The sequence below is a fragment of the Paracoccus mangrovi genome (genome assembly GCF_042648425.1).
GTDB classification, from domain to species: domain Bacteria; phylum Pseudomonadota; class Alphaproteobacteria; order Rhodobacterales; family Rhodobacteraceae; genus Paracoccus; species Paracoccus mangrovi.
Map to the genome: position 1 here is coordinate 415,166 of NZ_JBHRXJ010000003.1, position 23,995 is coordinate 439,160.

Consider the following 23,995-nt stretch of genomic DNA (forward strand, 5'->3'; position numbering starts at 1 on the left):
ACAACGGAGTTTCTCATGCAGGGTTTGGGATGGCTGGCCGCGATCATCGTCGGCGGTCTTGCAGGCTGGATCGCCAGCAGCATCATGAAGGCCGATACGGGGATCATTCTCAACGTGATCCTGGGCATTGTCGGCGCCATCGTCGGCAACGCGCTTCTGGGTCTGGTCGGGCTGAACGCCCAGGCCGGCAGCTGGGTGGCACAGGGCGCGGCGGGGCTGTTCGGCGCGGTGGTGCTGATCTGGCTTTACCGGGCGGTGACCTGATCCGGCGACATGCCGGCAAGGCCGGGGCGGGTTTCCCGCCCCTTTTTCATGCCCGTCACGCGGTGAACGCCGCCTTTTCGGCGCCGGTCACGCGGATCAGGTCGGCTGGCGCGATGGCAAAGACATGGCGCGGCGTTCCGGCGGCCGCCCAGACCAGATCGAATTCCAGAAGCCGGGGATCGACGAAAGCCTGAATCCGGCGCAGATGCCCGACCGGCGCCACGCCACCGATGGCAAAGCCGGTCTCGGCGCGGATCAGATCGGCATCGGCCTTGCCCAGCGGCTGCCCCGCGATTTCGGTGGCGCGCGCCGGATCGACGCGATTGCCCCCGGCAGTCAGGAACAGCACGACATGGCCGCTTTCCTCGCCGCGAAAGATGATCGACTTGGCGATCTGATCGACCTCGCAGCCGACGGCGGCGGCGGCGCCTTCGGCGGTGCGGGCGCTGTCATCGGTTTCGCGGATCTCGACGCTCAGCCCGGCTTCGTGCAACGCGGCCTCGACCCGGCGCAGACTCTTGCTCATTGTCACCTCCTCGCGTTTCGGGCGATATGACGACAAAATGCTGCAAAGGAAAAGCCATGGCGCAACAGGTTTACACGCTTCTGGTTCAGGTCGGCCGGGTCGAGGGCGACGGTCTGCCCAAGGATGCGACCGGCGCGGCGCTGGTCTGCTATGCCTCGGGCAAGGATGAAGAAGAGGCCGTCCGCGAAACCGTCGCCATCCTGAAACAGGCCGATCTGGCCCCGATCGAGGTGACCGGCCATGGCACCATCGACGAGCGCCTGGCCGAGGGGCACGACATCCCGGCCGAGGAACGCGCCCTGATGGATCGCGCCCTGACCGAAAACGCGGTGATCGTCGCGCAGATCGAGCCGCTTTTCGACGATGAGGACGATTGATCCGCCCCTATCCACCCGGCGCGGGCTGATCTAGACTGGCCCAAAACCAGAGCAGACAGCAAAACGGACAGGCACCCCATGACCAGACGCATTTCCCGCATCGCATTGACCGCCCTTCTGATCGGTACGCTTTCCGGCTGCGGCGTTTCGCTCAGCCAGACGCCGGGGGCGGTCGCGGGGGGCAATTTCGCCGGCCTGCCCACCGCGAACGGACAGGGCAGCGAGGCGGGGTTCCGCAATTGGGTCATGGCCTTCCGGCCGCGCGCGCTGGCCGCCGGGGTGTCGCCCGGCACATTCGACGGCGCCATGGCGGGCGCGCATTATCAGCCCGGCATCGTGGCGCTGGACGGTCGGCAAAGCGAATTTTCGAAACAGATCTGGGAATATCTGGACGGCGCCGTGGGCGGCGCACGGACCTCGACGGGCCGCGAAATGGCCGCGCGCCATGCCGGAACGCTGTCGGCCATCGAGGCGCGCTATGGCGTCCCGCGCGAGGTGGTGCTGGCGGTCTGGGGCATGGAATCGAATTACGGCGCCAATCGCGGCAGCACCCAGATCGTCCCCGCGCTGGCGACGCTCGCCTATGACGGCCGGCGCGGCGAATTCTTTGCCGGCGAACTGGTCGCCGCGCTGCGCATCCTGCAAGCGGGCGACGTGGATAACGGTCATCTGGTCGGCAGCTGGGCCGGCGCCATGGGCCACACGCAATTCATGCCCTCGTCCTTTCTGGGCCATGCGGTCGATTTCAACGGCGACGGCCGGCGTGACATCTGGTCGAACGACCCGACCGACGCGCTGGCCTCGACGGCCTCCTATCTGCGCCAGATGGGCTGGCGCCCCGGTCAGCCCTGGGGGACCGAGGTCGTGCTGCCCCCCGGCTTCGACTATAACCAGACCGGCAAATCGGTCAGCCGCTCGGCCAGCCAATGGTCGGCGATGGGGGTGCGCACGATGAACGGCACGGCGGTGCCCTCGGGTTCGATCCTGTTGCCTGCGGGGGCGCGCGGTCCCGCCTTCCTGATCACCGAGAATTTCCGCGCCATCCTGAAATACAACGCCTCCGACAGCTATGCGCTGGGGGTCGCCTATCTGGGCGACGCCATTGCCGGCCGCCCCGGCATTCGCGGCAGCTGGCCGCGCGGCGACCGCCCGCTTTCCAGCGGCGAGAAATCCGAAATCCAGCGCCAGCTGATGGCGCGCGGCTTCGACACCGGCGGCGTCGATGGCAAGATCGGGTCCAAGACCTCGGACGCGATCAAGGCCTATCAGCGCAGCCGCGGCGTCACCCCCGACGGCTATGCGGATACGCGGCTGCTGGCCCTGCTACGCGGCTGAAACGAAAGGGGGGCGGTCCCGATCCGGGCGCCCCCCTTTGATTTCTTCTTCATCCAAATATCCATGCCACCCGCGCCACCGGCACGGACCGCCGTCCGTCAGGCCAGATGGTCGCGAAAATCCGCCAGCACGCGGGCATAGATCTCGCGCTTGAAGGGCACGATCCCCTCGATGAGATCGGCGGCCCGCATCCATTGCCAGCGGTCGAATTCGGGATGCTCGGTCGCGATATCGACCGCCCCGTCCTCGCCCAGAAAGCGCATGGCGAACCATTTCTGCCGCTGGCCGCCATATTTGCCTTTCCAGACCTTGCCCAGCAATTCGGGCGGCAGCTCATAGGTCACCCAGCCCGGCGTCTCGGCCAGAACCTCGACCAGATCGGCGGAGACGCCGGTTTCCTCGACCAGCTCGCGCAGCGCGGCCTCACGCGGGGTTTCGCCCTTGTCGATCCCGCCCTGCGGCATCTGCCAGGCGGCGGGATCGGCGGCGGGGCGGTCGATGCGCTGACCGGCAAAGACAAGCCCCCGCCGGTTGATCAGCACCACCCCCGCGCCCGGCCGATAGGGCAGACCGGCGGGACCCAGCTCGTCCTTGCTCATTCGGTCTTGGCCCCTTGCCCCGAGGCTTCGCCGGTATTGGCGGGCTTGGCGGCATCGGACACTTCGCGGGCGTTGTAATCCATCGCCACCAGCCCCTTGAGGATGTCGACGGCATAGGCCAGCTGATAATCCTCTTCGCGCAGCTTGGCGGTAGCCTCGACCTCCTTGGCCTCGGTCTCGATCTGCTTGCGCTCTTCGTCGCTGATCGAATCGTTGTTCAGCGCGCCGCGCAGATCGGCCTCCGAGCTCAGGAATTTCGACTCGGTCCGGGGCTTGTCGGCATTCTCTTCGTCGGCGGGTTTGACCGGCGGCTGTTCGACGATGATGTCGGGCTGAATGCCCAGCGACTGGATCGAGCGGCCCGAGGGCGTGTAATAGCGCGCCGTGGTCAGACGGATGGCGCTGTCGGGCGTCACCTGCATCACCGTCTGGACCGAACCCTTGCCAAAGGACTTGGTGCCGACGACGATGGCGCGGCGATGATCTTGCAGCGCGCCGGTCACGATCTCGGATGCGCTGGCCGAGCCGCCATTGATCAGCACGACCATCGGCTTGCCCTGGGCAAGATCGCCGGTCTTGGCATTCCAGCGTTCGCTTTCCTCGGGCTTGCGGCCACGGGTCGAGACGATCTCGCCGCGATCGAGGAAGGCGTCCGACACCTCGATGGCCTGGTTGAGCAAGCCGCCCGGATTGTTGCGCAGATCCAGCACGAAGCCGGTGACCTTGTCGATGCCGCCGGCATCCTTGATGGCCTTGGCCATCTCGGATTTCAGCGTGTCCATGGTCTCGTCGTTGAAGGTGGTGACGCGCAGCACGACGGCATGGCCCTCGATGCGGGTCTTGACCACGGTCAGCTTGATGGTGTCGCGCACGATGGTCAGGTCAAAGGGCTCTTTCTCGCCCTCGCGCAGGATGGTGACCTTGATTTCCGAACCGACCGGGCCGCGCATCTTTTCGACCGCCTCGTCCAGCCCCAGCCCCATCAGCGATTCGCCGTTCACATGGGTGATGAAATCGCCCGCCTGCACGCCCGCCTCTGCGGCCGGGGTGTCGTCGATGGGCGAGATGACCTTGACCAGCCCGTCCTCTTGCCCGACCTCAATGCCAAGGCCGCCAAAGCTGCCGCGGGTCTGGGTCTGCATATCCTCGTAATCCTTGGCCGACAGGAACGAGCTGTGCGGATCAAGCGAGGTGAGCATGCCGTTGATCGCGGCCTCGATCAGCTTTTTGTCGTCCACCTGTTCGACGTAATCGCTGCGCACGCGTTCGAACACATTGCCGAACAGGTCGAGCTGTTCATAGACCGAGGCGTTCTTGCCGGATTCCTGCGCCACGATCGGGCCGGCGAATTGCGTGGTGACGGCGATGCCCGCAAGCGTGCCGACCGCCCCTGCCAGAAGATAATGTTTCATTCCGTTCCGTCCTGACCGGTTGAGTTGCGGCCTGCTGCTTGTTGGCCTGTTGCGTCGCGAGCGGACTCGCCGATAATCGGATTCATCACGAACCATTCCGCCGGGTCCAGTGTTTCCTTACCCCGGCGCAGTTCAACATACAGTGTTTCCGTCTGTCCAGCACCGCCTCCGGCCGCCGCATTGGCGACGAATTCGGCCCCGAATTCCTGTGCGGGCGGTTCCGCCCCCCCCATCAGGCCGACCGGTTCCCCCGCCGCCAGCACATCGCCGGTTTCGCCAAAGACCTGCGACAGCCCGGCGAATATCATCAGATAGCCGCGCGCGGGTTCAAGGATCATCACATTGCCGTAATCCAGAAGCGGCCCGCGATAGCGGATCGTCGCGGGCCATGGCGTGGTGACCAGCGCGGCCGGCCCGGTCGCAAGGATCAGCCCGGGCCGTCGCACCCCCGAGGCATCGGGTTCGTCATAGCGGCGCAGAACCGTGCCCAGCACCGGCAGGGGCAGGCTGCCCTGTGCGCCGTCGAAATCGGCCATCGGCGCGCCGACATCCTGTTCCATGCCGGTGATGCCGGATGCAAAGGCGTCCAGCGTATCGGCCGATTGCACCAGCGCCGTCAGCTCCTGCGGGTCCTGGCCAAAGCGGACCGGCAGGCTGGAACGGTCGGTCACCGCCGAGGCCAGAAGCCGCCGCGCCTCCTGCACCTGACCCAGGCCCTGCGCCAGCGTGTTGGCGGCGCTCAGCTGGATCGCGCGGACGGCGCGGATTTCTTCGAGCTTGGCGCTCATGTCGCGGGCTTCGGCCTCAAGCCCGGGGGCGACCGCGCCAAGGATCATCCCCGCCCGCGCCGAGGCCTCCGGCCCCGCCGGATGCAAAAGCAGCATCGTCTCCGGCGACCGCTGCATCGAGGTCATCACCCCCAGCACCCGGCCCAGCCTTTCACGGCGGGCATCGAAATCGGCGCGGATTTCCTGTTCGCGGATGCCGGCGCGGCGCAGCCCGTCGCGCAGCGCCGAGAGCCCCTGTTCATAGGCGCGGATCATCCCGGTCAGGGCGACGACCTGATCGTCCTCGGTCAGCGCCTGATCCAGCTGGCCGATGGCGGCGCGCAGCATGTCGGCGGCCTCGGCCGCCTCATCCGCGGCCTGATTAAGCTGCGATTCATTTCGTGTCGCGGCCTGCGGCTGCGCGGTGGCCATCATGCCAATGCCGAAAAGCCCCAGAAGCGGGACCAGCAGTCTGAGTTTCATGCGTGTCCGATCAGGGATTTTCCGGTCATTTCCGGGGGCAGGTCCAGTTCCATCAGCTCGAGCACCGTGGGCGCCACATCGGCCAGCCGGCCTTTGCGCAGCATCGCGCCGGCCGGACCGCCAAAGACGATGACCGGGACCGGGTTGGTGGTGTGGGCGGTGTGCGGGCCGCCGCTGAGGGGGTCGATCATGGTTTCGCAATTGCCGTGATCGGCGATGACGACCGCCGCGCCCCCGGTCTTTTCCAGCGCCGCCAGCATCATGCCCAGACCCTTGTCCACCGCCTCGCAGGCGCGGATCGCGGCGGGCAGGCTGCCGGTATGGCCGACCATGTCCGGGTTGGCAAAGTTCACGACCACAAGGTCATAGCCGCCCTCGATGGCCTCGACCAGCTTGGCGCTGACCTCGGCGGCGGCCATTTCCGGGGCAAGGTCATAGGTCGCGACCTTGGGGCTCGAGGGCATGAAACGGTCCTCGCCCGGCTCGGGGGCTTCCTTGCCGCCATTGAGGAAAAAGGTGACGTGGGGGTATTTTTCCGTCTCGGCGAGGCGGAACTGGCGCAGCCCCTTGGCCGCGACCCAGGCGCCTAGCGTATTGACCACCTGCCGCTTGGGATAGGCGGCGGTCATATAGGTGTTATGGCGGTCGGAATAATCGACCATGCCCAGAAGTGCGGCCCATTCCGGGCGGCGATGGGTGTCGAAGGCGTTGAAATCCGGCTGGCCGATGCCAGCCAGAATTTCGCGGGCGCGGTCGGCCCGGAAATTCAGGCAGAAAAAGCCATCGCCATCCCTTGCCCCGGCATAGCCGTCGATGATGGTGGGCTGGATGAATTCGTCGGTCTCGTCCCGGGCATAGGCCTCGACCACCGCATCGGCGGCGCTGTGGGCCGAAAGGCCCTGGCCAAGCACCATTGCGTCATAGGCGCGGCTGACGCGTTCCCAGCGGTTGTCGCGGTCCATGGCGTAATAGCGCCCGATCACCGTGCCGATCCGCGCCGTCTCGGGCAGGTTGCCGCTTAGTTCGGTGATGAAGCCTTCGGCAGATTTCGGCGGCACATCACGGCCGTCGGTGATCGCATGCAGGATGACTGGCACGCCCTTGTCGGCGATGGCGCGGGCGGCGGCGATGACGTGCTGGATATGGCCATGCACGCCGCCATCCGAGACCACGCCCATCAGATGCGCCGTGCCGCCGGTCGCCTTCAGCTTGCGGATGAAATCGCCCAGGCCACTATTCTGGTAAAAGCTGCCATCCTCGATCGCGAGGTCGATCTGGCCCAGATCCATGGCGACGACGCGGCCGGCGCCGATATTGGTGTGGCCGACCTCGGAATTGCCCATCTGGCCGCTGGGCAGGCCGACATCGGGGCCGAATGTCACCAGCGTCGCATGTGGGCAGTCGCGCATCAGCCGGTCGAAATTCGGGGTGTTCGCCTGATCGGGGGCGCTTTGTTCGGGGCGGTCGGAAATGCCCCAGCCATCGAGGATGCAAAGGACGACAGGTTTCGGACGGGTCATGGACGGCCTCATTCACGGGTCGCCTTGCTTCTACGACTGTGCGGGGCGAGGGGCAAGTTCAGTGCAAGCTGCCGGTCGCGCGAGCGCGGCGGCTGCAGTCGGGACCTTGCGACTGCACAACATAAAAGTTTCCGAATGACGCAAGCGCAATATTGCCCGCCGGGTAAATTTTTGTAGCATCTGGCGGAGTTGTTTCCGGGGTGATGAGGAGTTTCCATGTCTGGTTCTTTCGATGCGCTGCTGCGTGAGGTAAACGCCAGCCCGTCTGAGCGTAAACTGATTGAGTTGATCGAGCGTACTAATCTCTCGGCCGATCTGAAGGCGATCCTGTGCGATTTAGCACGCATCACCGTCCGCGTTGGCGGAAAGGTCGTCGCGATCGGTCGCCGGATTCTGGCGTTTGCGCTGGACTTGATCCGGACCTTTCCGGGTATGGCCGCCGGGGCAGTTGTCGCCTTGGTGTTGGCAGGCCTGATCGACTCGATTCCAGGTATCGGAAACAGGTATCTAATGGCAGTCCTGACACCTCTGCTGTTAGCCATTGGCATCGGTATAGGTGCACTGAGGGATATGACGAGCCCAGACTTTAATGTGCGCGTGGGCGCGCTTGTTGATTCGTTCCGCGTCCTGGTGGCGGTCTGACCATGAACGATACGACGGAAAAGCTGATCGAGGATCTGAGCGATGCCGAACTGGTCGTTGCGGACACCACAAAATTCAAAATCAGATTGGGGATCGGCGAAAATGCCTATGCCAGCATGCGCGCCAAGAACCTGTTGCAGTCATTATGGGAAGTAGGCGGTGCGGCGAACGCAGGTGCAGCAGCTGCATCATCGTCTGCTGTCTATAGCACTTTCTTCGCATCTGGGGGGATCAGCGGCCTTCTGGCCAAGATTGGTTTCGGTACTGCTATAGTTGCTACACCTCCCGTCTGGATTGTCGCCGCTGCGATAGCCTCGGGCGGGGCCTATTATGGCGCGATGCGGCTGCTTTCCGGATATTCATCCTCGCGAGTTGAGACGATTCCCAAGTTCATCAACACACCGATTGACCTGTTGGGCGCAACGATATTCGACATCATGTCGGGGCTGGCGCTGAAGGTTGCAGAATTCGGCGGGCCGGTGGATGATGCTGAACGCGCCGCGATCATCGGCTATTTCGATGAGGTTTGGGGCATTTCCCCCGATTATGCCCGTCGCGCGCTGCCGTTGGTCGAACAGCAGATTCGTGGTGCTACGCTGAAGGAAATGGTGCGTGCGCTGGCTGAGCAGCAAATGGATAATCCCGACTGCAACCCGGCAGCAATGCAAAAGGCAATCAGGCAGTTTCTTGAGGAAATTGCCCATGCCGATGGCGATTTCGATGAGCGCGAGGAACTTGCTATAGAGTTGGTCGAACGCGAATTGGCGGCACATCTGTCCACCACCGCACAGCTTGGTCGAAGTGCGGGAAAATACGCTGCACAAGCGGCCGGCGTCGCACAAAGCGGAAGTGCGGCTATAGCCAGTGGTGCAAAATCAGCATTAGGTGGTATTCGCGGCGCTCTGGGCGGGCTGTTCGACCGGAAACGGGATTAGGCAGATAAGTCAGCCGATTTATTGCGTCTCAGCCGCGATCTGGGCGGCGGATTTGCGGCCACGCTCGGTCGCGGATTTCAGCTGGCCGCAGGCGGCCATGATATCTTCGCCGCGCGGGGTGCGGATGGGGCTGGCATAGCCCGCCTTGTGGACGATGTCGGCAAAGGCCTCGATCCGTTCCCAGCTTGAGCGTTTATAGGGTGTGCCGGGCCATTCGTTGAAGGGGATCAGGTTGATTTTGGCCGGGATGCCCTGGATCAGCTTGACCAGACGCCGCGCGTCGGCGTCGCTGTCGTTCACCCCGTCCAGCATCACATATTCAAAGGTGATGCGTTCGGAATTCGACAGGCGCGGATAGTCGCGCAGCGCATTCAGCAGCGTCTGGATATTCCATTTCTTGTTCACCGGCACCAGACGGTCGCGGGTCTCGTCCTGGGTGGCGTGGAAGCTGACGGCCAGCAGGCAGCCGATTTCCTCGGCGGTCTTGGCGATTTCGGGGACGATGCCGCTGGTCGACAGGGTGATGCGGCGGCGCGACAGGCTAAGTCCCTCGCCGTCCATCACCACCTTCATGGCGTCGCGGACATTGTCGAAATTGTAAAGCGGCTCACCCATGCCCATCAGCACGACGTTCGACACAAGGCGGGTTTCGTCCTTGGGCGCGCCGGGGACCGGCCATTCGCCCAGATCGTCGCGGGCGAGCATGACCTGACCGACGATTTCCCCCGCCGTCAGGTTGCGCACCAGTTTCTGCGTGCCGGTATGGCAGAAGGAACAGGTCAGCGTGCAGCCCACCTGCGAGGAAATGCAGAGCGTGCCGCGGTTTTCTTCGGGGATATAGACGGTTTCGACCTCATGCCCGCCGGCGATCTTCAACAGGTATTTGCGGGTGCCGTCGGCGCTGATCTGGCGGGTCACGATCTCGGGCAGGGCGATCTCGAACCGCTCGGCCAGAAAGGCGCGGTAATCCTTGGCCAGATTGGTCATCTGCGCGAAATCGCGCACGCCCCAGTGATAGACCCATTGCCAGATCTGGCCGACGCGCATCTTTGCCTGCCGCTCGGGGGTGCCGGCGTCGATCAGGGCCCGATGCAGCTGGTCGCGGGTGAGACCGACGATATTGACGCGCGCGGCATCGGGCAGCTTGCGCGGAATGGTCAGCAGATCCTGCGTGATCGGGGCGGCGTTCTGGGCGGTCATGGGGCTATCCGGGGCGGAGGGGCAAAGCGGATATATAGGCCAGAACGGCGCAAAAGAAAACAGGGGCCGAGGCCCCTGCATCCGTCATTTCGCAAAGATGCGGCTTATTTGCAGGCGCCCTGTGCCTGATTGGTCATCGCGGTGATGCCCGACAGGCTGAACGTGTCCTTGGTGACGGTCCCGCGTGCCGAACGCCCGGTGATGACCGCCGACGACCCGCCGCGCAGCGCCGAAATCAGCTTGCTGTCTTCCGAGGGCGATCCGGCCCAGGCGCTTTCGCCTTCGGTGAACAGCTTGAAGGTGGTGCCGCCGATATTCACCTCGACCGCCGAATCCGGGGCAAAGGGGTACCCGCCCGAGAACGACACCTCGCCCGACTGGCCGGGGCGATAGGCGACATAAAGGCGGATATCGCCGCGCGTCACATCCTTGGGATTGCCGCTGCTGTCCTGGTTCTGGGTCGATTTCGGAGCCGACACCGCCCAGCATTCCTTGGGGCTGTTGGCGGAAAATGCGGTCCAGTCACCCTCGGTCCCGATGACGTTCGTCGAGTCCTGGGCCAGGACCGGCGAAGACGCGGCGATCGCGATTGCAGCGGCTGCCGCTGCGGCGCGCGGCGCGAATTTCAACATGCTCTGGTCTCCTGCCATGGTCCGGTTTACTCCGGCTTGTTGCCGATGACGGTGGTTTTTTCAACCATCTGCCGGCAAGATAATGCGAAAATGCGCGCACGAAAAAGCCCTGAAAGCAGAAAATCGCGCGATTGTCAGAGGAATATCGGCCATGGCGGCGGCGGAACTGATCGAATTGTGGCGCGGCGGCCTGCGCGAAAGCGCGCATCTGGGCCATGCGGTGATCTGTGATGGCAAGGGGATCGTCGAGGCCTGGGGCGATCCCGGCGCGGTGATCTTTCCGCGATCGTCGTGCAAGATGATCCAGGCCCTGCCTCTGGTCGACAGCGGCGCGGCCGATGCGGCGGGACTTTCCAGCGAAGAGCTTGCGCTGGCCTGTGCCAGCCATAATGGCGCCGAAATCCACACGCGGCGGGTGTCGGCATGGCTGGACAGGCTGGGGCTGGCCGAGAGCGATCTGCGCTGTGGCGCGCATCTGCCCAATGATCCCGCCGAGCGCCGGCGTCTGACCTGCTCCGAGACCGCGCCTTGTCAGATCCACAACAATTGCTCGGGCAAGCATGCGGGTTTTTTGACGCTGAACCGGCATCTTGGCGGCGGGGCGGAATATGTCGAACTGGATCATCCGGTTCAGCGCGCCGTGCGCGATGCCTTTGAGGCCGAGACCGGCGAGACCGTCGCGGGCTGGGGGATCGACGGCTGCTCGGCGCCGAATTTCGCCGTCACGGTCGCCGGGCTCGCCCGTGCGATGGCCGGTTTCGCCCAGCCCGGCGCAGATCGGCGCGGGCAGGCGCGGCGGCGCTTGGTCGAGGCGATGATCGCGCATCCCGAACTGGTCGCCGGCGAAGGCCGCGCCTGCACCGAGATGATGCGCGCCGCGCGCGGCCGCGCCGCATTGAAGACCGGTGCCGAGGCGGTGTTCGTGGCGATCCTGCCCGAACGCGGTCTTGGGGTCGCGCTCAAGGTGGCGGATGGGGCGACCCGGGGGTCCGAGGCGGCCATCGCCGCGCTCATGGTTCATCTGGACATATTCGATGAAAAAGATCCGGTCGTGCAGAAATATCTGAGCGGACCGTTGCGGAACTGGCGCGGTCTTGCCACCGGCGAGCTGCGCCGGGCCAGTGGCTTTCCCAGATGATCTAGGCGGATAGAGGCCGGTTTTCACCTGAAAACCCGGATGATGCCCCAGTCTTGGTTAATAAATTTTCGCCGGTTGAGGCGGCATGCATCGCCTTGTCCCTAGGGATGTGCGATATGCGGCGTGCCCAGACATATTGGGCATATAGTGCTTTATTTTATGAGGTATCCCATGGCGACGCTCTCTTACGAATATTACTGGTCGGTCTATTCGGGCACGTTGGCCGATGTCGCGGCCGAGTTCGCGACCCAGCAGGCCCGCCTGCCATATATCAACCGCATTCTCGGTGATGACGGTCCCGACCGGCTCGAAGGCAGCAATTGCGATGACGGTCTTTTGGGCGGGGCGGGCAATGACACGCTGCGCGGCGGTGCTGGCAACGATTTCCTTTATGGCGAGGCCGGCAATGACAAGATGTGGGGCGGTACCGGCGACGACGCGATGTTCGGCGGTTTCGGCAATGACGAGATGTTCGGTCAGGCCGGTGACGATTTCATGCATGGCGGGCTGGGCAATGACCTGATCTGGGGCGGGACCGGCAACGATTCCATCCATGGCTGTTTCGGCAACGACACCCTGCGGGGCGAGGCGGGCAACGATTTCATCCATGCCGGTTTCGGCAATGACGATGTGTCGGGCGGTGCCGGCAACGACACGCTGAACGGGTGTTTCGGCGACGATCTGGTGGATGGCGGTGCCGGTTGCGACGTGCTGTCGGGCGGCTATGGGCGCGACGTCTTTGTCTTTAACGGCGGCCAGGACACGATCATCGACTTTGAAACCGGCAATGGCGGCTGTGGCTGTGGTTCGGGTAATCCGGCCGAGCTGATTCAGGTCGATATCGACGGCGTGGACAGCTATGCGCAGCTGATCGCGGCGGCCAACGAGGTTGACGGCAACACGGTCTTTGATCTGGGCCAGGGCAATTCGCTGGTGCTTGAAGGTGTGGCGCTGGCTTCGCTGGACAGCTCGATGTTCGCCTTTATCTGATTGCGATCCCTGTCAGGGGGCGGGACCGTTCCGGCGCCGCCCTTTGGCTGGATCAGTTGTTGGATCAGGTGCTGGCCAGCAACTGCCAGATCAGCCGCAGCGCCAATGCCGTCGAGGTGACGACGAGCAGCGGCTTGATGATCCGCGCCCCGATCCGCATCGCCAGCCGCGCGCCCAGCATCGCCCCCGCGATCTGTGCCACCGCCATGGCCGCGCCCAAAAGCCAAAGCGGCTGTCCCACCAGCGCGAATGCCAGCAGGCCGCCGAGATTCGAGGCGAAATTCAACAGTTTCGTATGCGCCGTCGCCTTGAGAATGCCATAACCGGCCAGCATGACGAAACCGAGCATGTAAAAGGCGCCGGCCCCCGGCCCCAGCAGCCCGTCATAGAACCCGACCAGCGGCACCACCGTCGCGGCAAAGACCGCCGGCGAGACGCGGCGGATCCGGTCCATGTCGTTCAGCCCCGGCTTCAGCGCAAAGAAGAGCGCGATCCCGATCAGCAGCACCGGCAGGCCATAGCGCAGCACCTGGGTCGGGATCCATGACACCATCAGCGCCCCGCAGATCGCCGCCCCAAATGCGATGAGCGCCGGAACGGTCTGGGCCCTGAGATCGACAAGCCCGCGCCGGGCATAGGAGAGCGCCGCCGCACCTGCGCCAAAGACGCCCTGGACCTTGTTCGTGGCCAGCGCCTGTGCCGGCGGCAGGCCCGCCAGCATCAGCGCCGGGACGGTGATCAGCCCGCCACCCCCGGCGATGGAATCGACGAAGCCGGCCGCGAAGGCCGCCGCGATCAGCATCAGCACGAGATCAAGCGAAAGATCGAGCATCTCGCGCTGATGCAGGGTGGTGCGAGGAATGTAAAGGGGGCGCGGGCGGCGCCGTTGTGGATGGATATTTGGATGAAGAAGAAATCGCCTGTGCGGCCGTCAGGCGCGGGGGTGGGCGGCGCGATAGATGGCCAGCAGATGGGCGTCGTCGACGCCGGTATAGACCTGGGTCGTCGACAGGCTGGCATGGCCCAGCAATTCCTGAATCGTGCGCAGATCGCCGCCCGCCGCCAGCAGATGGGTGGCGAAGGAATGGCGCAGCGCATGCGGGGTGGCGGTCGGCGGCAGGCCCAGCCCCTGTCGCAAGAGCCGCATCGCCGCCGAGACCACCGGCTGGCTGAGCCGGCCGCCGCGGGCGCCGCGAAACAGCGGGCCGTCCCGTTCCAGCGGCCACGGGCTGCGGTTCAGATAGGTTTCGATCGCGTCGCGGGCGACGGGCAGGACCGGGACCTGACGTTCCTTGCCGCCCTTGCCGCGAATGGTCAGCGCCTCGCGCAGGGGCCAGTCGGCGCCGTTCAGGCCGAGCGCCTCGGAGATGCGCAGCCCGCAGCCGTAAAGCAGGGTCAGCACCGCCGTGTCGCGGGCGGCGATCCAGGGCTGGGGGTGGGTTTCGGCGGCCAGTTCGAGCAGCTCTTGCGCCTGGGCGGGGGCCAGCGGGCGCGGCAGTGATCGGGTGTATTTCGGTCCACGCGAGGCTAGCGCCTTGGAGGCGTCGAAGCCGTTGCGATCCGCCATCCAGCGGATGAAGCTGCGTGTCGCCGAAAGCCGCCGCGCCAGCGAGCGCGCCGAAAACCCGCGCGCGCGTTCCGAGGCGGCAAAGGCCCGCATTTCCGATTGCGTCAGCCCGGCCAGCGTTCCGGGCAGGGCGGGACTGCCCAGATATTCGCCCAGAAAGGCCAGAAAGGCCAGAAGATCGCCCTGATAGGCGCGGATGGTGTGGTCCGAACGGTCGCGGGTGGCGCGTTCGCTGTCGAGCCAGCGCGCCAGGGCATCCGCCATCACCGGGGCCAGCGCGAGCTGCGTGGCCCCGTCGGTCATTTGCGCAGCCAGGACAGCAGCACCAGCCGGAAGCTTTGCCCGAAAAAGCGCAAGAGATCGGTGGCCTGTGCCGGGTTGAAGCGGCCGATATCGGCCGAACCCATGACCAGCGCCGCCGGCAGCCGGCCGGGGCCGAGGTCGATGGGCAAAAGCGCCTCGGACTGGATCGGGGCGCGGGTCAGGCCGTGGATGGGCAGGGTCTCGCGCTGGGCACGGCGCAGCACGATATCGTCGGCGCGCGGCGTTTGCCGCCCGGCCGCGATCAGGCGCGCGATGCTGCCGGCGGGCAGGATGACCAGCGGGCCGTTCTCTTCGGGTTCGGGGATGCGTTCGCCCGATTCCATCACCAGCCGCAGCGTTTCGACCCGCAGGATCGGCGCGACCGCGCTGTCCAGATTTTCAAGAAACCCTTCGAAATCGGTGGGTTCCAACAGCGACAGCACGGCGCGATGCACGGTCGCCATGCCGGTCTGATTGTCATAGGCGGCCGAGATCACCGATTCATGCGCCGATTCCAGCCGGGCAAGACGCGATTCCAGCGCCTGCATGGCGCGGCCGCGGATGTCGATGACATTCTCGCCCGCCTCGGAATCGCGCGCGCCGATCAGCGCGCGCATGAGGTCGCGATCCCCCAGAATCAGCTCGGGGCGGGCCAGAAGGCGGGCACGTTCCGCATCCGAAAGCGCGGCGGGCGCGGCTTCGGATGCGGCTTCGCTGTTTTCGGGGGCCTCGGGGCTCATCAGACGATCTTTTGGCCGGTCTTGGCCCAGTCGGCCTCGAACTGTTCCAGACCGCGATCGGTCAGCACATGCTTGACCATGCCCTTGATCACGGCCGGGGGGGCGGTGATCACGTCGGCACCGATGCGCGCGGCGTCGGTGATGTGGTTCACCGAGCGGATCGAGGCGGCCAGGATCTGGGTGCCGAAATCGTAATTGTCATAGATTTCACGGATTTGGGCGATCAGCTCCATCCCGTCAAGGTTGATGTCGTCGACCCGGCCGATAAAGGGGCTGATGAAGGTCGCGCCGGCCTTGGCCGCCAGAATCGCCTGTGCAGGCGAGAAGCAGAGCGTCACGTTGACCATGTGCCCGTCCGACGAGAGCACCTTGCAGGCCTTGAGCCCGTCCCAGGTCAGCGGCACCTTGACGGTGATATTGGGGGCGATGGTGACGAGGTGGCGGCCCTCGCGGATCATGCCCTCGGCGTCGCTGGCGACGACTTCGGCGCTGACCGGGCCGTCGACGATGTCGCAGATTTCCTTGGTCACTTCGATGATGTCGCGGCCCGATTTCAGGATCAGCGACGGGTTGGTGGTGACGCCGTCCACCATGCCCAGATCGTTCAGCTCGCGGATGGCGGCGACATCGGCGGTATCGACAAAGAATTTCATGCGCGTGATCCTTGTTTGCGGTTTTGCCGCAGGTCTAACGCATTCCGGCCCGCGCGTGAAGTGCAGCCGGGCGAGGTGCGACCGGGCGAGGTGGGCCGGGCGAAGTGGGCCGGGCCGCTTGCGGTCGGGCGCGGGGCCGTGTCACTATCCCGCCGCCATGCCACAGAATGCCTTGCCCCCCGATCCTGCCGCCGTCCGGCGCGCGCCCGTGACGCCCGCCGGGGGCGCCGCCTGACGCATGGACCGGCCGCTGTTTTTCCCCCATGGCGCCCGCATTGCGGTGCTGACCCAGGAGGTCGTGGGCATTCTGGATTATCTGGCGCCCGAAGGGGGGGTGCGGCTGGGCCAGCTTGTGGTGGTGCCGCTTGGGCCGCGCCGGGTGATGGGCGCGGTCTGGGGAGAGGGTGCGGGCGATTTCGATCTGGCGCGGTTGCGCCCGGTGGCGCGGCTGATCGATGCGCCGCCGCTGACCCCCGAGATGATCGAGTTCCTGACCCGGATGGGGGAATATACGCTGACGCCGCTGCCCATGATGCTGCGCATGGCGACGCGGGCGCCGGATCTGGATCAGCCGCCCTCGGCGCGGCGCATCATCCATCGCGCAGGCCCGGAACCGGAACGCATGACCGATGCGCGGGCCGCCGTCATGCGGGTGATCGCCGATCATGGCGGGGCGGGGTTCGCGCCCGCGGAACTGGCGCAGCTGGCCGGGGTCAGCGCGGGCGTGGTCCAGGGGCTGGTCAAGGCCGGCACGCTGGCCGAAACGCTCGCGCCGCGCGACACGCCCTATCCCCGGCTCGATCCCGATCTGCCGGGCAAGCCGCTGGCCCCTGATCAGGCGGCGGCGGCGGCGGATCTGGGCGACGCGATGCGGACCCGCGCCTATGGCACCACGCTGTTGCGGGGTGTTACCGGGTCGGGCAAGACCGAGGTTTACCTTGAGGCCGTCGCCGAATGTCTGCGCCAGAACCGTCAGGCGCTGGTGCTTTTGCCGGAAATCGCGCTTTCGGCCGAATTTCTGGACCGGGTCGAGGCGCGGTTCGGCGCCCGCCCCGGCGAGTGGCATTCCGGCGTCACGCGGGGCGAACGCCGCCGGCTGTGGACCATGGCCGCGCAGCATCATGTCGGGCTGGTCGTGGGGGCGCGCTCGGCGCTGTTCCTGCCCTTTGCCGATCTGGGGCTTATCGTCGTCGATGAAGAGCACGATTCATCCTATAAACAAGAGGATGGCGTCTATTACAGCGCCCGCGACATGGCCGTGCTGCGGGCCAGCATCGGGGGGGCGCAGGTGGTTCTGGCCTCGGCCACACCGTCGGTCGAAAGCTGGGTGAACGCGGGGCTGGGGAAATATCGGCGGCTGGATCTGCGCGCGCGTTACGGCAGTGCCGAGCTGCCGGAAATGGGCACCATCGATCTGCGCCATGAGGAGACCGAAAAGGGCCGCTGGATCAGCCCGCGTCTTGCCGCCGAAATCCGCGCCCGCAAGGAACGCGGCGAACAGTCGCTCTTGTTTCTGAACCGGCGCGGCTATGCGCCGGTCACCGCCTGTCGCGCCTGCGGGCAACAGATCGGCTGTGACGATTGCGATGCCCGCATGGTCGAGCACCGCTTTCAGAACCGCCTTGTCTGTCACCAATGCGGCGCGACGAAACCGATCCCGGTCGCCTGTCCCAGCTGCGGGACCGAGGGCAAGATGACCGCCGTCGGCCCCGGCGTCGAGCGGCTGGCCGAAGAGGTGGCCGAGCGGTTCCCGAACATGCGCGCCAGCGTGCTGAGTTCCGACCTGTTTCATTCCGCGCGCGCGTTGAAAGATGCGATCGCCGAAATCGGCGCGGGTCAGACCGACATCATCATCGGCACCCAGCTGGTGGCCAAGGGGCACAATTTCCCCCGCCTGACGCTGGTCGGGGTGATCGACGCCGATCTGGGCCTGCAAGGCGCCGATATGCGCGCGGCCGAACGCTCGTTTCAATTGATGCGTCAGGTCGCCGGCCGCGCCGGGCGCGAGGGCGGCGAGGCGCGGGGGCTGGCGCTTTTACAGACCTATCAGCCCGATCACCCGGTGATCCGCGCCATCCTGTCGGGGCAGGACGAGGAATTCTGGGACGCCGAGGCGGCGGGCCGACAGGCCGCCGGAATGCCGCCATTCGGCCGGCTGGCGGGGATCATCCTGTCCCATCCCGACCAGCCCGTGGTCGAGGATTACGCCCGCGAACTGGCCCGTCGCGCCGAACCCCTGCGCACCATCGGCGCCGAGGTTTTCGGCCCCGCGCCCGCGCCCATCGCCCGCATCCGCGCGCGTTACCGCGTCCGCATGCTGATCCATGCACCGCGTCAGGCGCCGGTGCAGGCGGCAATCTCGCAATGGCTGGCCCGCGCGCCCAAGGCGCCGGCGAATTTGCGGCTGGCGGTGGATATCGATCCGATGAGTTTCTTGTGACGGTTGCATTCTGACCGATAAAAATTCTACCATCGCGTGTGTTTTGGTGCGGAGAGGGGGTGTCAGTTGCTCAAGTCGACCGTCTGTGCGGGCCTGTTTCTGCCATGCCTTGTTTTGCCTGCGCTTGCCCAAGGCATGCCGCGATATGACGTTGAAAAATACTGTCAGGAGGTTGCCGGGGTCAGCGGCGGCTCGGCGGCCATTTTGAATGGCTGCATGGATATGGAGCAAGAGGCTTACAATATATTAAAGCCCGATTGGGGCGGTCTTCCGGCCCGGTCACGCAGCTATTGCGATGATGTCGCCCAGGTTTCAGGGGGCTCGTACAGTATCTTGAAGGGCTGTATGGACATGGAAACGGAAGCCAGCGACGCACCGCGAACCTTCCAGTACTAAACCCCCCAGCGTTCCAGAAATCCCTCGAGCACCCCGGCCAGCCGGTCGGCCCATTCCGTCTGACCGGCCGGGTCGGCGATCAGGTCGTTCCTGATCTCGATCAACACATTCGGGCGGCCATGGGCCAGCGCGTGGCGGTCGATGGAATCGCCCTCCAGATGGCCGGAATAGGGTTCATTGTCGCCGGTCACCCAGCCCCGGTCGCGGCATTCGCGGATCAGCGCCGGCCCCAGCCTTTCGTCGCGATGCGAATAAAGCACGCCCACCGACCATGGTCGCCGGGCGCGGCCGCGCAATTGGGGGGTAAAGCTGTGGATGGCACAGATCGCGCGGTCGGGGCGGGCCGCCGCCAGCGCCGCATAGGCGTCGTGATAGGGGCGGTAAAGCCGGTCCAGCCGCCGGGCGCGCGCATCGGGGCCGGCATCGCGATTGGCCGGGATCACCGTGCCGTCATAGATGCGCATCAATAATGTGGGGTCGTCCTCGCCCCGGTTGGGATCGATGACGAGGCGCGAAAAATCTGACAGGATCGCCGGCGCGTCCAGCCGTTCCGCCAATGCCCGGGTCAGTCCCGCCGCGCCCACGTCATAGGCGATGTGGCGGGCCATGTCCTCGGGCGCGATGCCCAGATCGCCGCCATTCACCCAGTCGGGCACCCGGTTGGTGGCATGGTCGCAGGTCAGAAGCCAGCGCGACCCGCGCGCCGCGCCTTCGATGTGAAATGCTGGGTCCGTCATGATTTCGCCGTGTTGCCCCCGGTAGCATTAGGCACAGTTGAGGCGATGCGCCAGTTGCCGTGACGCAAGCTTTGCGCCATAGAGTGGTCAGCGGTAGCGCAAACAAGCGACGCAGGCAGGAGGAATGAAAGAATGAGACGGCATCGCAAGGTCAAGATCGTGGCAACGCTGGGGCCGTCCTCGAGCGATTTTTCCACCATTCGCGCCCTGTTCGAGGCCGGCGCAGACGTGTTCCGCCTGAACATGAGCCACGGCACCCATGATGAACAGCGCGCGCGCTATGACATCATCCGCCGCATCGAGGCCGAGTCGGGCCGCCCCATCGCCGTGCTGGCCGACCTTCAGGGGCCGAAGCTGCGCGTCGGCGCCTTTGCCAACGGCCCGCATGACCTGCAGATCGGACAGGCCTTCCGGTTCGATCTGGACAGTGCGCCGGGCGATGCGACCCGGGTGCAGCTGCCGCATAAGGAAATCTTTGCCGCGCTTGAGCCGGGGGCCGAGCTTCTGGTCAATGACGGCAAGATCCGCCTGCGGGTGGAAAGCTGCGGCCCCGATTTCGCCGATTGCACGGTGACCGTGGGCGGCGAGATTTCGAACCGCAAGGGCGTGAACGTGCCCGATGTCGTGCTGCCGCTGGCGGCGCTGTCGGACAAGGACCGCGACGACCTGGAATTCGCCTGTCAGCTGGGCGTGGACTGGCTTGCGCTGAGCTTTGTCCAGCGTCCCGAGGATGTGATCGAGGCGCGCGAGCTGGCCAATGGCCGGGCCGCGGTGCTGTCCAAGATCGAAAAGCCGGCCGCAGTGCGGGCATTCCCGGAAATCCTCAAGGTCTCGGACGGGATCATGGTGGCGCGGGGCGATCTTGGGGTGGAATTGCCGGTGCATTCGGTGCCGCCGATCCAGAAACGTCTGGTCCGCGCCTGCCGCGCGGCGGCAAAGCCGGTGATTGTCGCCACGCAGATGCTGGAATCCATGATCGAAAGCCCGATGCCGACCCGCGCCGAGGTCAGCGATGTCGCCACCGCCATCTATGAAGGCTCGGACGCGATCATGCTCTCGGCCGAAAGCGCCGCCGGCCAGTACCCGATCGAGGCGGTCAGCACCATGGACGCGGTGGCGCGTTCGGTCGAATCCGATCCCACCTATCGCGAGATCATCGAAAGCTCGCGCAGCGCGCGCCGCCAGACCGTGGCCGATGGCATCGTCGCCGCTGCCCGCGAGATTGCCGAAACCACCGATATCGCCACGATCTGCGCCTTTACCTCGTCGGGGACCACGGTCAGTCTGGTGGCCCGCGAACGGCCGCGCGTGCCGATCATCGCCATGTCCTCGGAAACCCGAACGCTGCGTCGTCTGTGCCTGACCTGGGGGGCGCATTGCGTGCTGACCCCGGCGCTGGAACGCTTCAAGCAGGCGGTGGTCAATGCCGCCAAGGCCGCGCGCGATTTCGGCTTTGCCGATGAGACGAACCAGATCGTGGTCATGGCCGGTGTGCCCTTCAACGTGCCCGGCACCACCAATATCCTGCGCATCGCACCTTGCGACGAACGCTTGATCTATCGTACCGACCCGGAATAAAGCCGCGTGGATACATACTGATAGGGTGATCCACATGTCCGATATCCTTCTTCTGGCCGGCGTGGCGCTTTGCCTGCTTTCGGTTCTGGCCGCGGTTTTCGCGCTGGCCCGGACCGAACCGCCGCGCGGCGCGGCGATTGCGCTGGTGCTTGGGATAATCTGTCTGATCGGGGGCGCCTGGCTGGATGACCGTCCTTTCGGGATCGAGGCGATCCGCGAATCCGGTGCGCGGCTGGTCAATGGCGATATCGGGCTGGGTACCGATCCGGTGACCGCGCCCGCCCCGACCGAAAGCGCAGCCGAACCCGCATCCGATCCGGCGCCCACGGCCCAGCCGGGCCAATAGAGCCGCTCGATAGGGCTTGCCAATCCGCGCGTGCCCCCGTATAGGGCACGCTTCCACCCGCGCGGCCGGCCGATATGGCATTGCCGAGTCGTGCGTTCACTCTGACCGCAAGGAGAGTAAAATGCCGAAGATGAAGACCAAATCGGCCGCGAAAAAGCGGTTCTCGATGACGGCCTCGGGCAAAGTGAAAGCTGGCCCGGCTGGCAAGCGCCACGGCATGATCAAGCGCTCGACGAAATTCATCCGCGATGTGACCGGGACCATGATCCTGTCCGATGCGGACGCGAAAATCGTCAAGAAATACATGCCCTATAACCGCTAAGGAGAACCGGACATGGCACGAGTCAAATCGGGTAAAGTCACCCACGCCCGCCACAAGAAGGTTCTTGACGCGGCAAAAGGCTATTACGGCAACCGTTCGCGCAACTTCCGCACCGCGACCCAGGCCGTGGACAAGGCGAACCAATACGCCACCCGCGACCGCAAGACGCGCAAGCGCAACTTCCGCGCCCTGTGGATCCAGCGGATCAACGCCGCCGTGCGTCTGGTCGATGCGGAGATGACCTATTCGCGCTTTATCGCCGCGCTGGCGAAAGCCGGGATCGAGGTGGACCGCAAGGTTCTGGCCGATCTGGCCGTCAACGAGCCCGAGGCCTTTGCCGCCGTGGTCGCACAGGCGAAAGCCGCCGCCTGATTTCAGGCGACATCGCGAAATTAATGAAACCCGCGCGATCTGCGCGGGTTTTTGCGTTTCAGGATGCGCGTCCGGGTGCGCGTCCGGGTGCGGGGCGCCGGAGGCCCGTCATTGACGACCGGGGTCCCGGCGCCGACAATGCCGTGCCGGCCGTCCCATCCCGGAACGGCCCGGAACCGGAGGCGATGATGACCGATGTCAGCGGCTATCCCGCCCGTGTCCGCCTGAACCGGCGGCCCATCGGCGTGATCGCCAGCGCCATGATCGCGCGCCGCAACCTTTTGGAGCTGATCCCCGATCTGGCGACGCGCCAGCCCATGGTGTCGGGGCGGACGGGCAAGCGCTGGCATATGGTCATGGACCCCGATGCCCTGCGCCGGGTGCTCAAGGACCGGGTCGAGGATTATCCCAAGTCGCTTGTCACGCGGCTGTTGCTTGAGCCGGCGATCGGCCAGTCGCTGTTCATCGCCGAGGGCGCGCATTGGCGCTGGCAGCGTCTGGCCGCCGCGCCCGCCTTTGCTCAACGCCATGTCGAGGCGCTGGGTCCGGTGATGACCGCCGCCGCCGAGGCCAGCGCCCGTAGGCTGGCCGCCGCCACCGATGGCCCGGTCGATCTGTTCGAGGAAACCGTCAGCGCCACCTTCGAGGTGATCGCCGATGTCACCCTGTCGGGGGGCGAGGGGTTCGACCGCGATGCGGTTCATTCCGCCATCGACGCCTATATGGCCGGCGCGGCGCGCATGTCGATCATGGATATTCTGGGCCTGCCCGGCTGGATCCCGCGCCCCGGCCGGCTGTTCAGCACCGGTGGCGAGATGCGGCGCATGAAGCGGGTCGCCGATGCCGCCATCCGCGCCCGCGCGCGTTCGGGGCCGCGCCCGGTGCCGGATCTTCTGGACCTTTTGCGGGCGGGCGCCGACCCCGAGACGGGTCGCCGGATGCGCGATGGCGAACTGCGCGACAACCTTCTGGCCTTTATCGTCGCGGGGCATGAGACGACGGCGCTGACGCTGGCCTGGGCGCTGTATTTGCTGGCCTTTGACCCAGATGTGCAGTGCCGCGCTGCTGCTGAGGCCCGTGCCGTGCTGGGTGGCGGCCGGCCCGCAACTGCCGCCGACCTGCCGCAGCTGCCCTATATCCGCCAGATCGTCGACGAGACGCTGCGCCTGTATCCCCCGGCTGCCTTTCTGTCGCGCACCGCCCTTGCGTCGGATGTGCTGGGCGGGCGCGAGGTGCGGCCCGGCGATACGATCATGCTGCCGATCTATGCGCTGCACCGCCATCACATGCTGTGGGACGATCCCGACCGCTTTGACCCCGGCCGGTTCGCCCCCGATGCGCCCCCGCGCGACCGCTTTGCCTTTCTGCCCTTTGGGGCCGGGCCGCGCATCTGCATCGGGGCCAGCTTTGCCCTGCAAGAGGCGGTGATCGTTCTGGCCACGTTGCTGGACCGTTTCCGCTTTTCGCTGAGCGGACAGCGGCCCGATCCACGGCTTATCCTGACATTACGGCCACATGGCGGGGTCTGGCTGCGGGTTGCCGCGCACTAGCTGGTTGCGGCCGTCACGGAACGGTTACACACTCGGGCCAGTCAACGGGAGCGCGTGACATGTCAACCATCATCAACCCACATTCTCCAAGTAAGTCGCTGATTTCGCTGTCGTAATCGTGATATTTCGCATATAAATCATGGCGTTGACGGCTGCGAGGGGCGCGTTTCA

Annotated in this window: 26 protein-coding genes; 14 read left to right on the forward strand and 12 right to left on the reverse strand. The window is 65.5% G+C overall.

The genetic code is table 11. The features are described 5' to 3' along the window. Window positions 1-15: 15 nt before the first annotated feature. Window positions 16-264 (forward strand): GlsB/YeaQ/YmgE family stress response membrane protein, encoded by a 249-nt coding sequence (locus tag ACFOMH_RS06620; protein WP_374425151.1) that lies wholly within the window; start codon window positions 16-18, stop codon window positions 262-264. 55 nt (window positions 265-319) lie between these two features. On the opposite strand, the gene ACFOMH_RS06625 is transcribed toward ACFOMH_RS06620, so the two are convergent. Next, window positions 320-790 carry a YbaK/EbsC family protein gene (locus tag ACFOMH_RS06625; protein WP_374425152.1) on the reverse strand — a complete coding sequence of 157 codons (471 nt, stop codon included), beginning with the start codon at window positions 788-790 and terminating at the stop codon, window positions 320-322. A 56-nt stretch (window positions 791-846) separates the two neighbouring features. Between ACFOMH_RS06625 and ACFOMH_RS06630 the strand changes: the two genes are divergently transcribed. Continuing rightward, window positions 847-1,167 (forward strand): hypothetical protein, encoded by a 321-nt coding sequence (locus tag ACFOMH_RS06630; protein WP_377743387.1) that lies wholly within the window; start codon window positions 847-849, stop codon window positions 1,165-1,167. A 78-nt stretch (window positions 1,168-1,245) separates the two neighbouring features. Beyond that, window positions 1,246-2,502, forward strand: a complete 1,257-nt coding sequence (locus ACFOMH_RS06635; protein WP_377743388.1) for a lytic murein transglycosylase — start codon at window positions 1,246-1,248, stop codon at window positions 2,500-2,502. A 98-nt stretch (window positions 2,503-2,600) separates the two neighbouring features. Here ACFOMH_RS06635 and ACFOMH_RS06640 read toward each other — a convergent pair whose 3' ends face one another. From ACFOMH_RS06640 to gpmI, 4 genes are read right to left on the reverse strand one after another with little or no spacing between them, the layout of a single operon-like run. Next, on the reverse strand, window positions 2,601-3,101 hold the full coding sequence (locus tag ACFOMH_RS06640) for an RNA pyrophosphohydrolase (protein WP_377743389.1): 501 nt from the start codon (window positions 3,099-3,101) through the stop codon (window positions 2,601-2,603). Then, on the reverse strand, window positions 3,098-4,513 hold the full coding sequence (locus ACFOMH_RS06645; protein WP_374425156.1) for a S41 family peptidase: 1,416 nt from the start codon (window positions 4,511-4,513) through the stop codon (window positions 3,098-3,100). The genes ACFOMH_RS06640 and ACFOMH_RS06645 overlap by 4 nt, the downstream gene beginning before the upstream one ends. Then, the gene (locus ACFOMH_RS06650; RefSeq protein ID WP_374425157.1) at window positions 4,510-5,763 is read right to left on the reverse strand and encodes a murein hydrolase activator EnvC family protein; all 1,254 of its coding nucleotides are present in this window, start codon (window positions 5,761-5,763) and stop codon (window positions 4,510-4,512) included. Before ACFOMH_RS06650 ends, ACFOMH_RS06645 begins: the two co-directional genes overlap by 4 nt. Continuing rightward, window positions 5,760-7,283, reverse strand: coding sequence for a 2,3-bisphosphoglycerate-independent phosphoglycerate mutase (gene gpmI, locus ACFOMH_RS06655; protein ID WP_377743392.1), 1,524 nt, complete (start codon window positions 7,281-7,283; stop codon window positions 5,760-5,762). Before gpmI ends, ACFOMH_RS06650 begins: the two co-directional genes overlap by 4 nt. Before the next feature lie 216 nt (window positions 7,284-7,499). On the opposite strand from gpmI, the gene ACFOMH_RS06660 reads away from it, so the two are divergent. Beyond that, complete coding sequence (locus tag ACFOMH_RS06660; RefSeq protein WP_377743394.1) at window positions 7,500-7,925, forward strand: hypothetical protein; 426 nt, start codon at window positions 7,500-7,502, stop codon at window positions 7,923-7,925. 2 nt (window positions 7,926-7,927) lie between these two features. Beyond that, window positions 7,928-8,860 (forward strand): TerB family tellurite resistance protein, encoded by a 933-nt coding sequence (locus ACFOMH_RS06665; RefSeq protein ID WP_377743396.1) that lies wholly within the window; start codon window positions 7,928-7,930, stop codon window positions 8,858-8,860. 18 nt (window positions 8,861-8,878) lie between these two features. Here the strand turns inward: ACFOMH_RS06665 and rlmN are convergent, their stop codons facing one another. Both rlmN and ACFOMH_RS06675 read right to left on the reverse strand, forming a co-directional pair. After that, window positions 8,879-10,060 carry a 23S rRNA (adenine(2503)-C(2))-methyltransferase RlmN gene (rlmN, locus tag ACFOMH_RS06670; RefSeq protein WP_377743397.1) on the reverse strand — a complete coding sequence of 394 codons (1,182 nt, stop codon included), beginning with the start codon at window positions 10,058-10,060 and terminating at the stop codon, window positions 8,879-8,881. Between the two features lie 104 nt (window positions 10,061-10,164). Further along, window positions 10,165-10,692 carry an invasion associated locus B family protein gene (locus ACFOMH_RS06675; RefSeq protein WP_374425269.1) on the reverse strand — a complete coding sequence of 176 codons (528 nt, stop codon included), beginning with the start codon at window positions 10,690-10,692 and terminating at the stop codon, window positions 10,165-10,167. 151 nt (window positions 10,693-10,843) lie between these two features. Between ACFOMH_RS06675 and ACFOMH_RS06680 the strand changes: the two genes are divergently transcribed. Beyond that, window positions 10,844-11,830, forward strand: a complete 987-nt coding sequence (locus tag ACFOMH_RS06680) for an asparaginase (RefSeq protein ID WP_377743398.1) — start codon at window positions 10,844-10,846, stop codon at window positions 11,828-11,830. A gap of 171 nt (window positions 11,831-12,001) precedes the next feature. Then, window positions 12,002-12,820: a calcium-binding protein gene (locus ACFOMH_RS06685; protein ID WP_377743399.1), complete on the forward strand. Its 819-nt coding sequence runs from the start codon at window positions 12,002-12,004 to the stop codon at window positions 12,818-12,820. 64 nt (window positions 12,821-12,884) lie between these two features. On the opposite strand, the gene ACFOMH_RS06690 is transcribed toward ACFOMH_RS06685, so the two are convergent. The 4 genes from ACFOMH_RS06690 to fsa all read right to left on the reverse strand — a co-directional run bounded on the left by ACFOMH_RS06690 (window position 12,885) and on the right by fsa (window position 16,083). Then, on the reverse strand, window positions 12,885-13,652 hold the full coding sequence (locus ACFOMH_RS06690; RefSeq protein WP_377743402.1) for a TSUP family transporter: 768 nt from the start codon (window positions 13,650-13,652) through the stop codon (window positions 12,885-12,887). 99 nt (window positions 13,653-13,751) lie between these two features. Next, complete coding sequence (locus tag ACFOMH_RS06695) at window positions 13,752-14,690, reverse strand: tyrosine recombinase XerC (protein WP_374425164.1); 939 nt, start codon at window positions 14,688-14,690, stop codon at window positions 13,752-13,754. Next, window positions 14,687-15,430, reverse strand: coding sequence for a DUF484 family protein (locus tag ACFOMH_RS06700; RefSeq protein WP_377743405.1), 744 nt, complete (start codon window positions 15,428-15,430; stop codon window positions 14,687-14,689). Before ACFOMH_RS06700 ends, ACFOMH_RS06695 begins: the two co-directional genes overlap by 4 nt. Beyond that, window positions 15,430-16,083 (reverse strand): fructose-6-phosphate aldolase, encoded by a 654-nt coding sequence (gene fsa / locus ACFOMH_RS06705; RefSeq protein WP_374425166.1) that lies wholly within the window; start codon window positions 16,081-16,083, stop codon window positions 15,430-15,432. Before fsa ends, ACFOMH_RS06700 begins: the two co-directional genes overlap by 1 nt. Window positions 16,084-16,321: 238 nt before the next feature. Here fsa and ACFOMH_RS06710 point away from each other — a divergent pair, with 238 nt between their 5' ends. Together ACFOMH_RS06710 and ACFOMH_RS06715 are read left to right on the forward strand one after the other, a co-directional pair. After that, the gene (locus tag ACFOMH_RS06710) at window positions 16,322-18,523 is read left to right on the forward strand and encodes a primosomal protein N' (protein WP_377743407.1); all 2,202 of its coding nucleotides are present in this window, start codon (window positions 16,322-16,324) and stop codon (window positions 18,521-18,523) included. Between the two features lie 66 nt (window positions 18,524-18,589). Next, window positions 18,590-18,919: a hypothetical protein gene (locus ACFOMH_RS06715; RefSeq protein WP_377743408.1), complete on the forward strand. Its 330-nt coding sequence runs from the start codon at window positions 18,590-18,592 to the stop codon at window positions 18,917-18,919. On the opposite strand, the gene ACFOMH_RS06720 is transcribed toward ACFOMH_RS06715, so the two are convergent. Next, window positions 18,916-19,656, reverse strand: a complete 741-nt coding sequence (locus tag ACFOMH_RS06720) for an N-formylglutamate amidohydrolase (protein ID WP_377743410.1) — start codon at window positions 19,654-19,656, stop codon at window positions 18,916-18,918. The two genes, ACFOMH_RS06715 and ACFOMH_RS06720, sit on opposite strands and share 4 nt — an antisense overlap. A 132-nt stretch (window positions 19,657-19,788) precedes the next feature. On the opposite strand from ACFOMH_RS06720, the gene pyk reads away from it, so the two are divergent. The 5 genes from pyk (at window position 19,789) to ACFOMH_RS06745 (ending at window position 23,824) form a co-directional block, all read left to right on the forward strand. Further along, window positions 19,789-21,234 carry a pyruvate kinase gene (gene pyk / locus ACFOMH_RS06725; protein WP_374425170.1) on the forward strand — a complete coding sequence of 482 codons (1,446 nt, stop codon included), beginning with the start codon at window positions 19,789-19,791 and terminating at the stop codon, window positions 21,232-21,234. 34 nt (window positions 21,235-21,268) lie between these two features. Beyond that, complete coding sequence (locus ACFOMH_RS06730; protein WP_377743412.1) at window positions 21,269-21,580, forward strand: hypothetical protein; 312 nt, start codon at window positions 21,269-21,271, stop codon at window positions 21,578-21,580. 121 nt (window positions 21,581-21,701) lie between these two features. Then, window positions 21,702-21,902, forward strand: coding sequence for a 50S ribosomal protein L35 (gene rpmI / locus ACFOMH_RS06735; protein WP_024843601.1), 201 nt, complete (start codon window positions 21,702-21,704; stop codon window positions 21,900-21,902). Window positions 21,903-21,914: 12 nt separating this feature from the next. Continuing rightward, the gene (rplT, locus tag ACFOMH_RS06740) at window positions 21,915-22,274 is read left to right on the forward strand and encodes a 50S ribosomal protein L20 (RefSeq protein WP_114349996.1); all 360 of its coding nucleotides are present in this window, start codon (window positions 21,915-21,917) and stop codon (window positions 22,272-22,274) included. A 188-nt stretch (window positions 22,275-22,462) separates the two neighbouring features. After that, entirely contained in the window at window positions 22,463-23,824 is a 1,362-nt protein-coding gene (locus tag ACFOMH_RS06745; RefSeq protein WP_377743443.1) for a cytochrome P450, read from the forward strand. The last annotated feature ends 171 nt before the right edge of the window (window positions 23,825-23,995 follow it).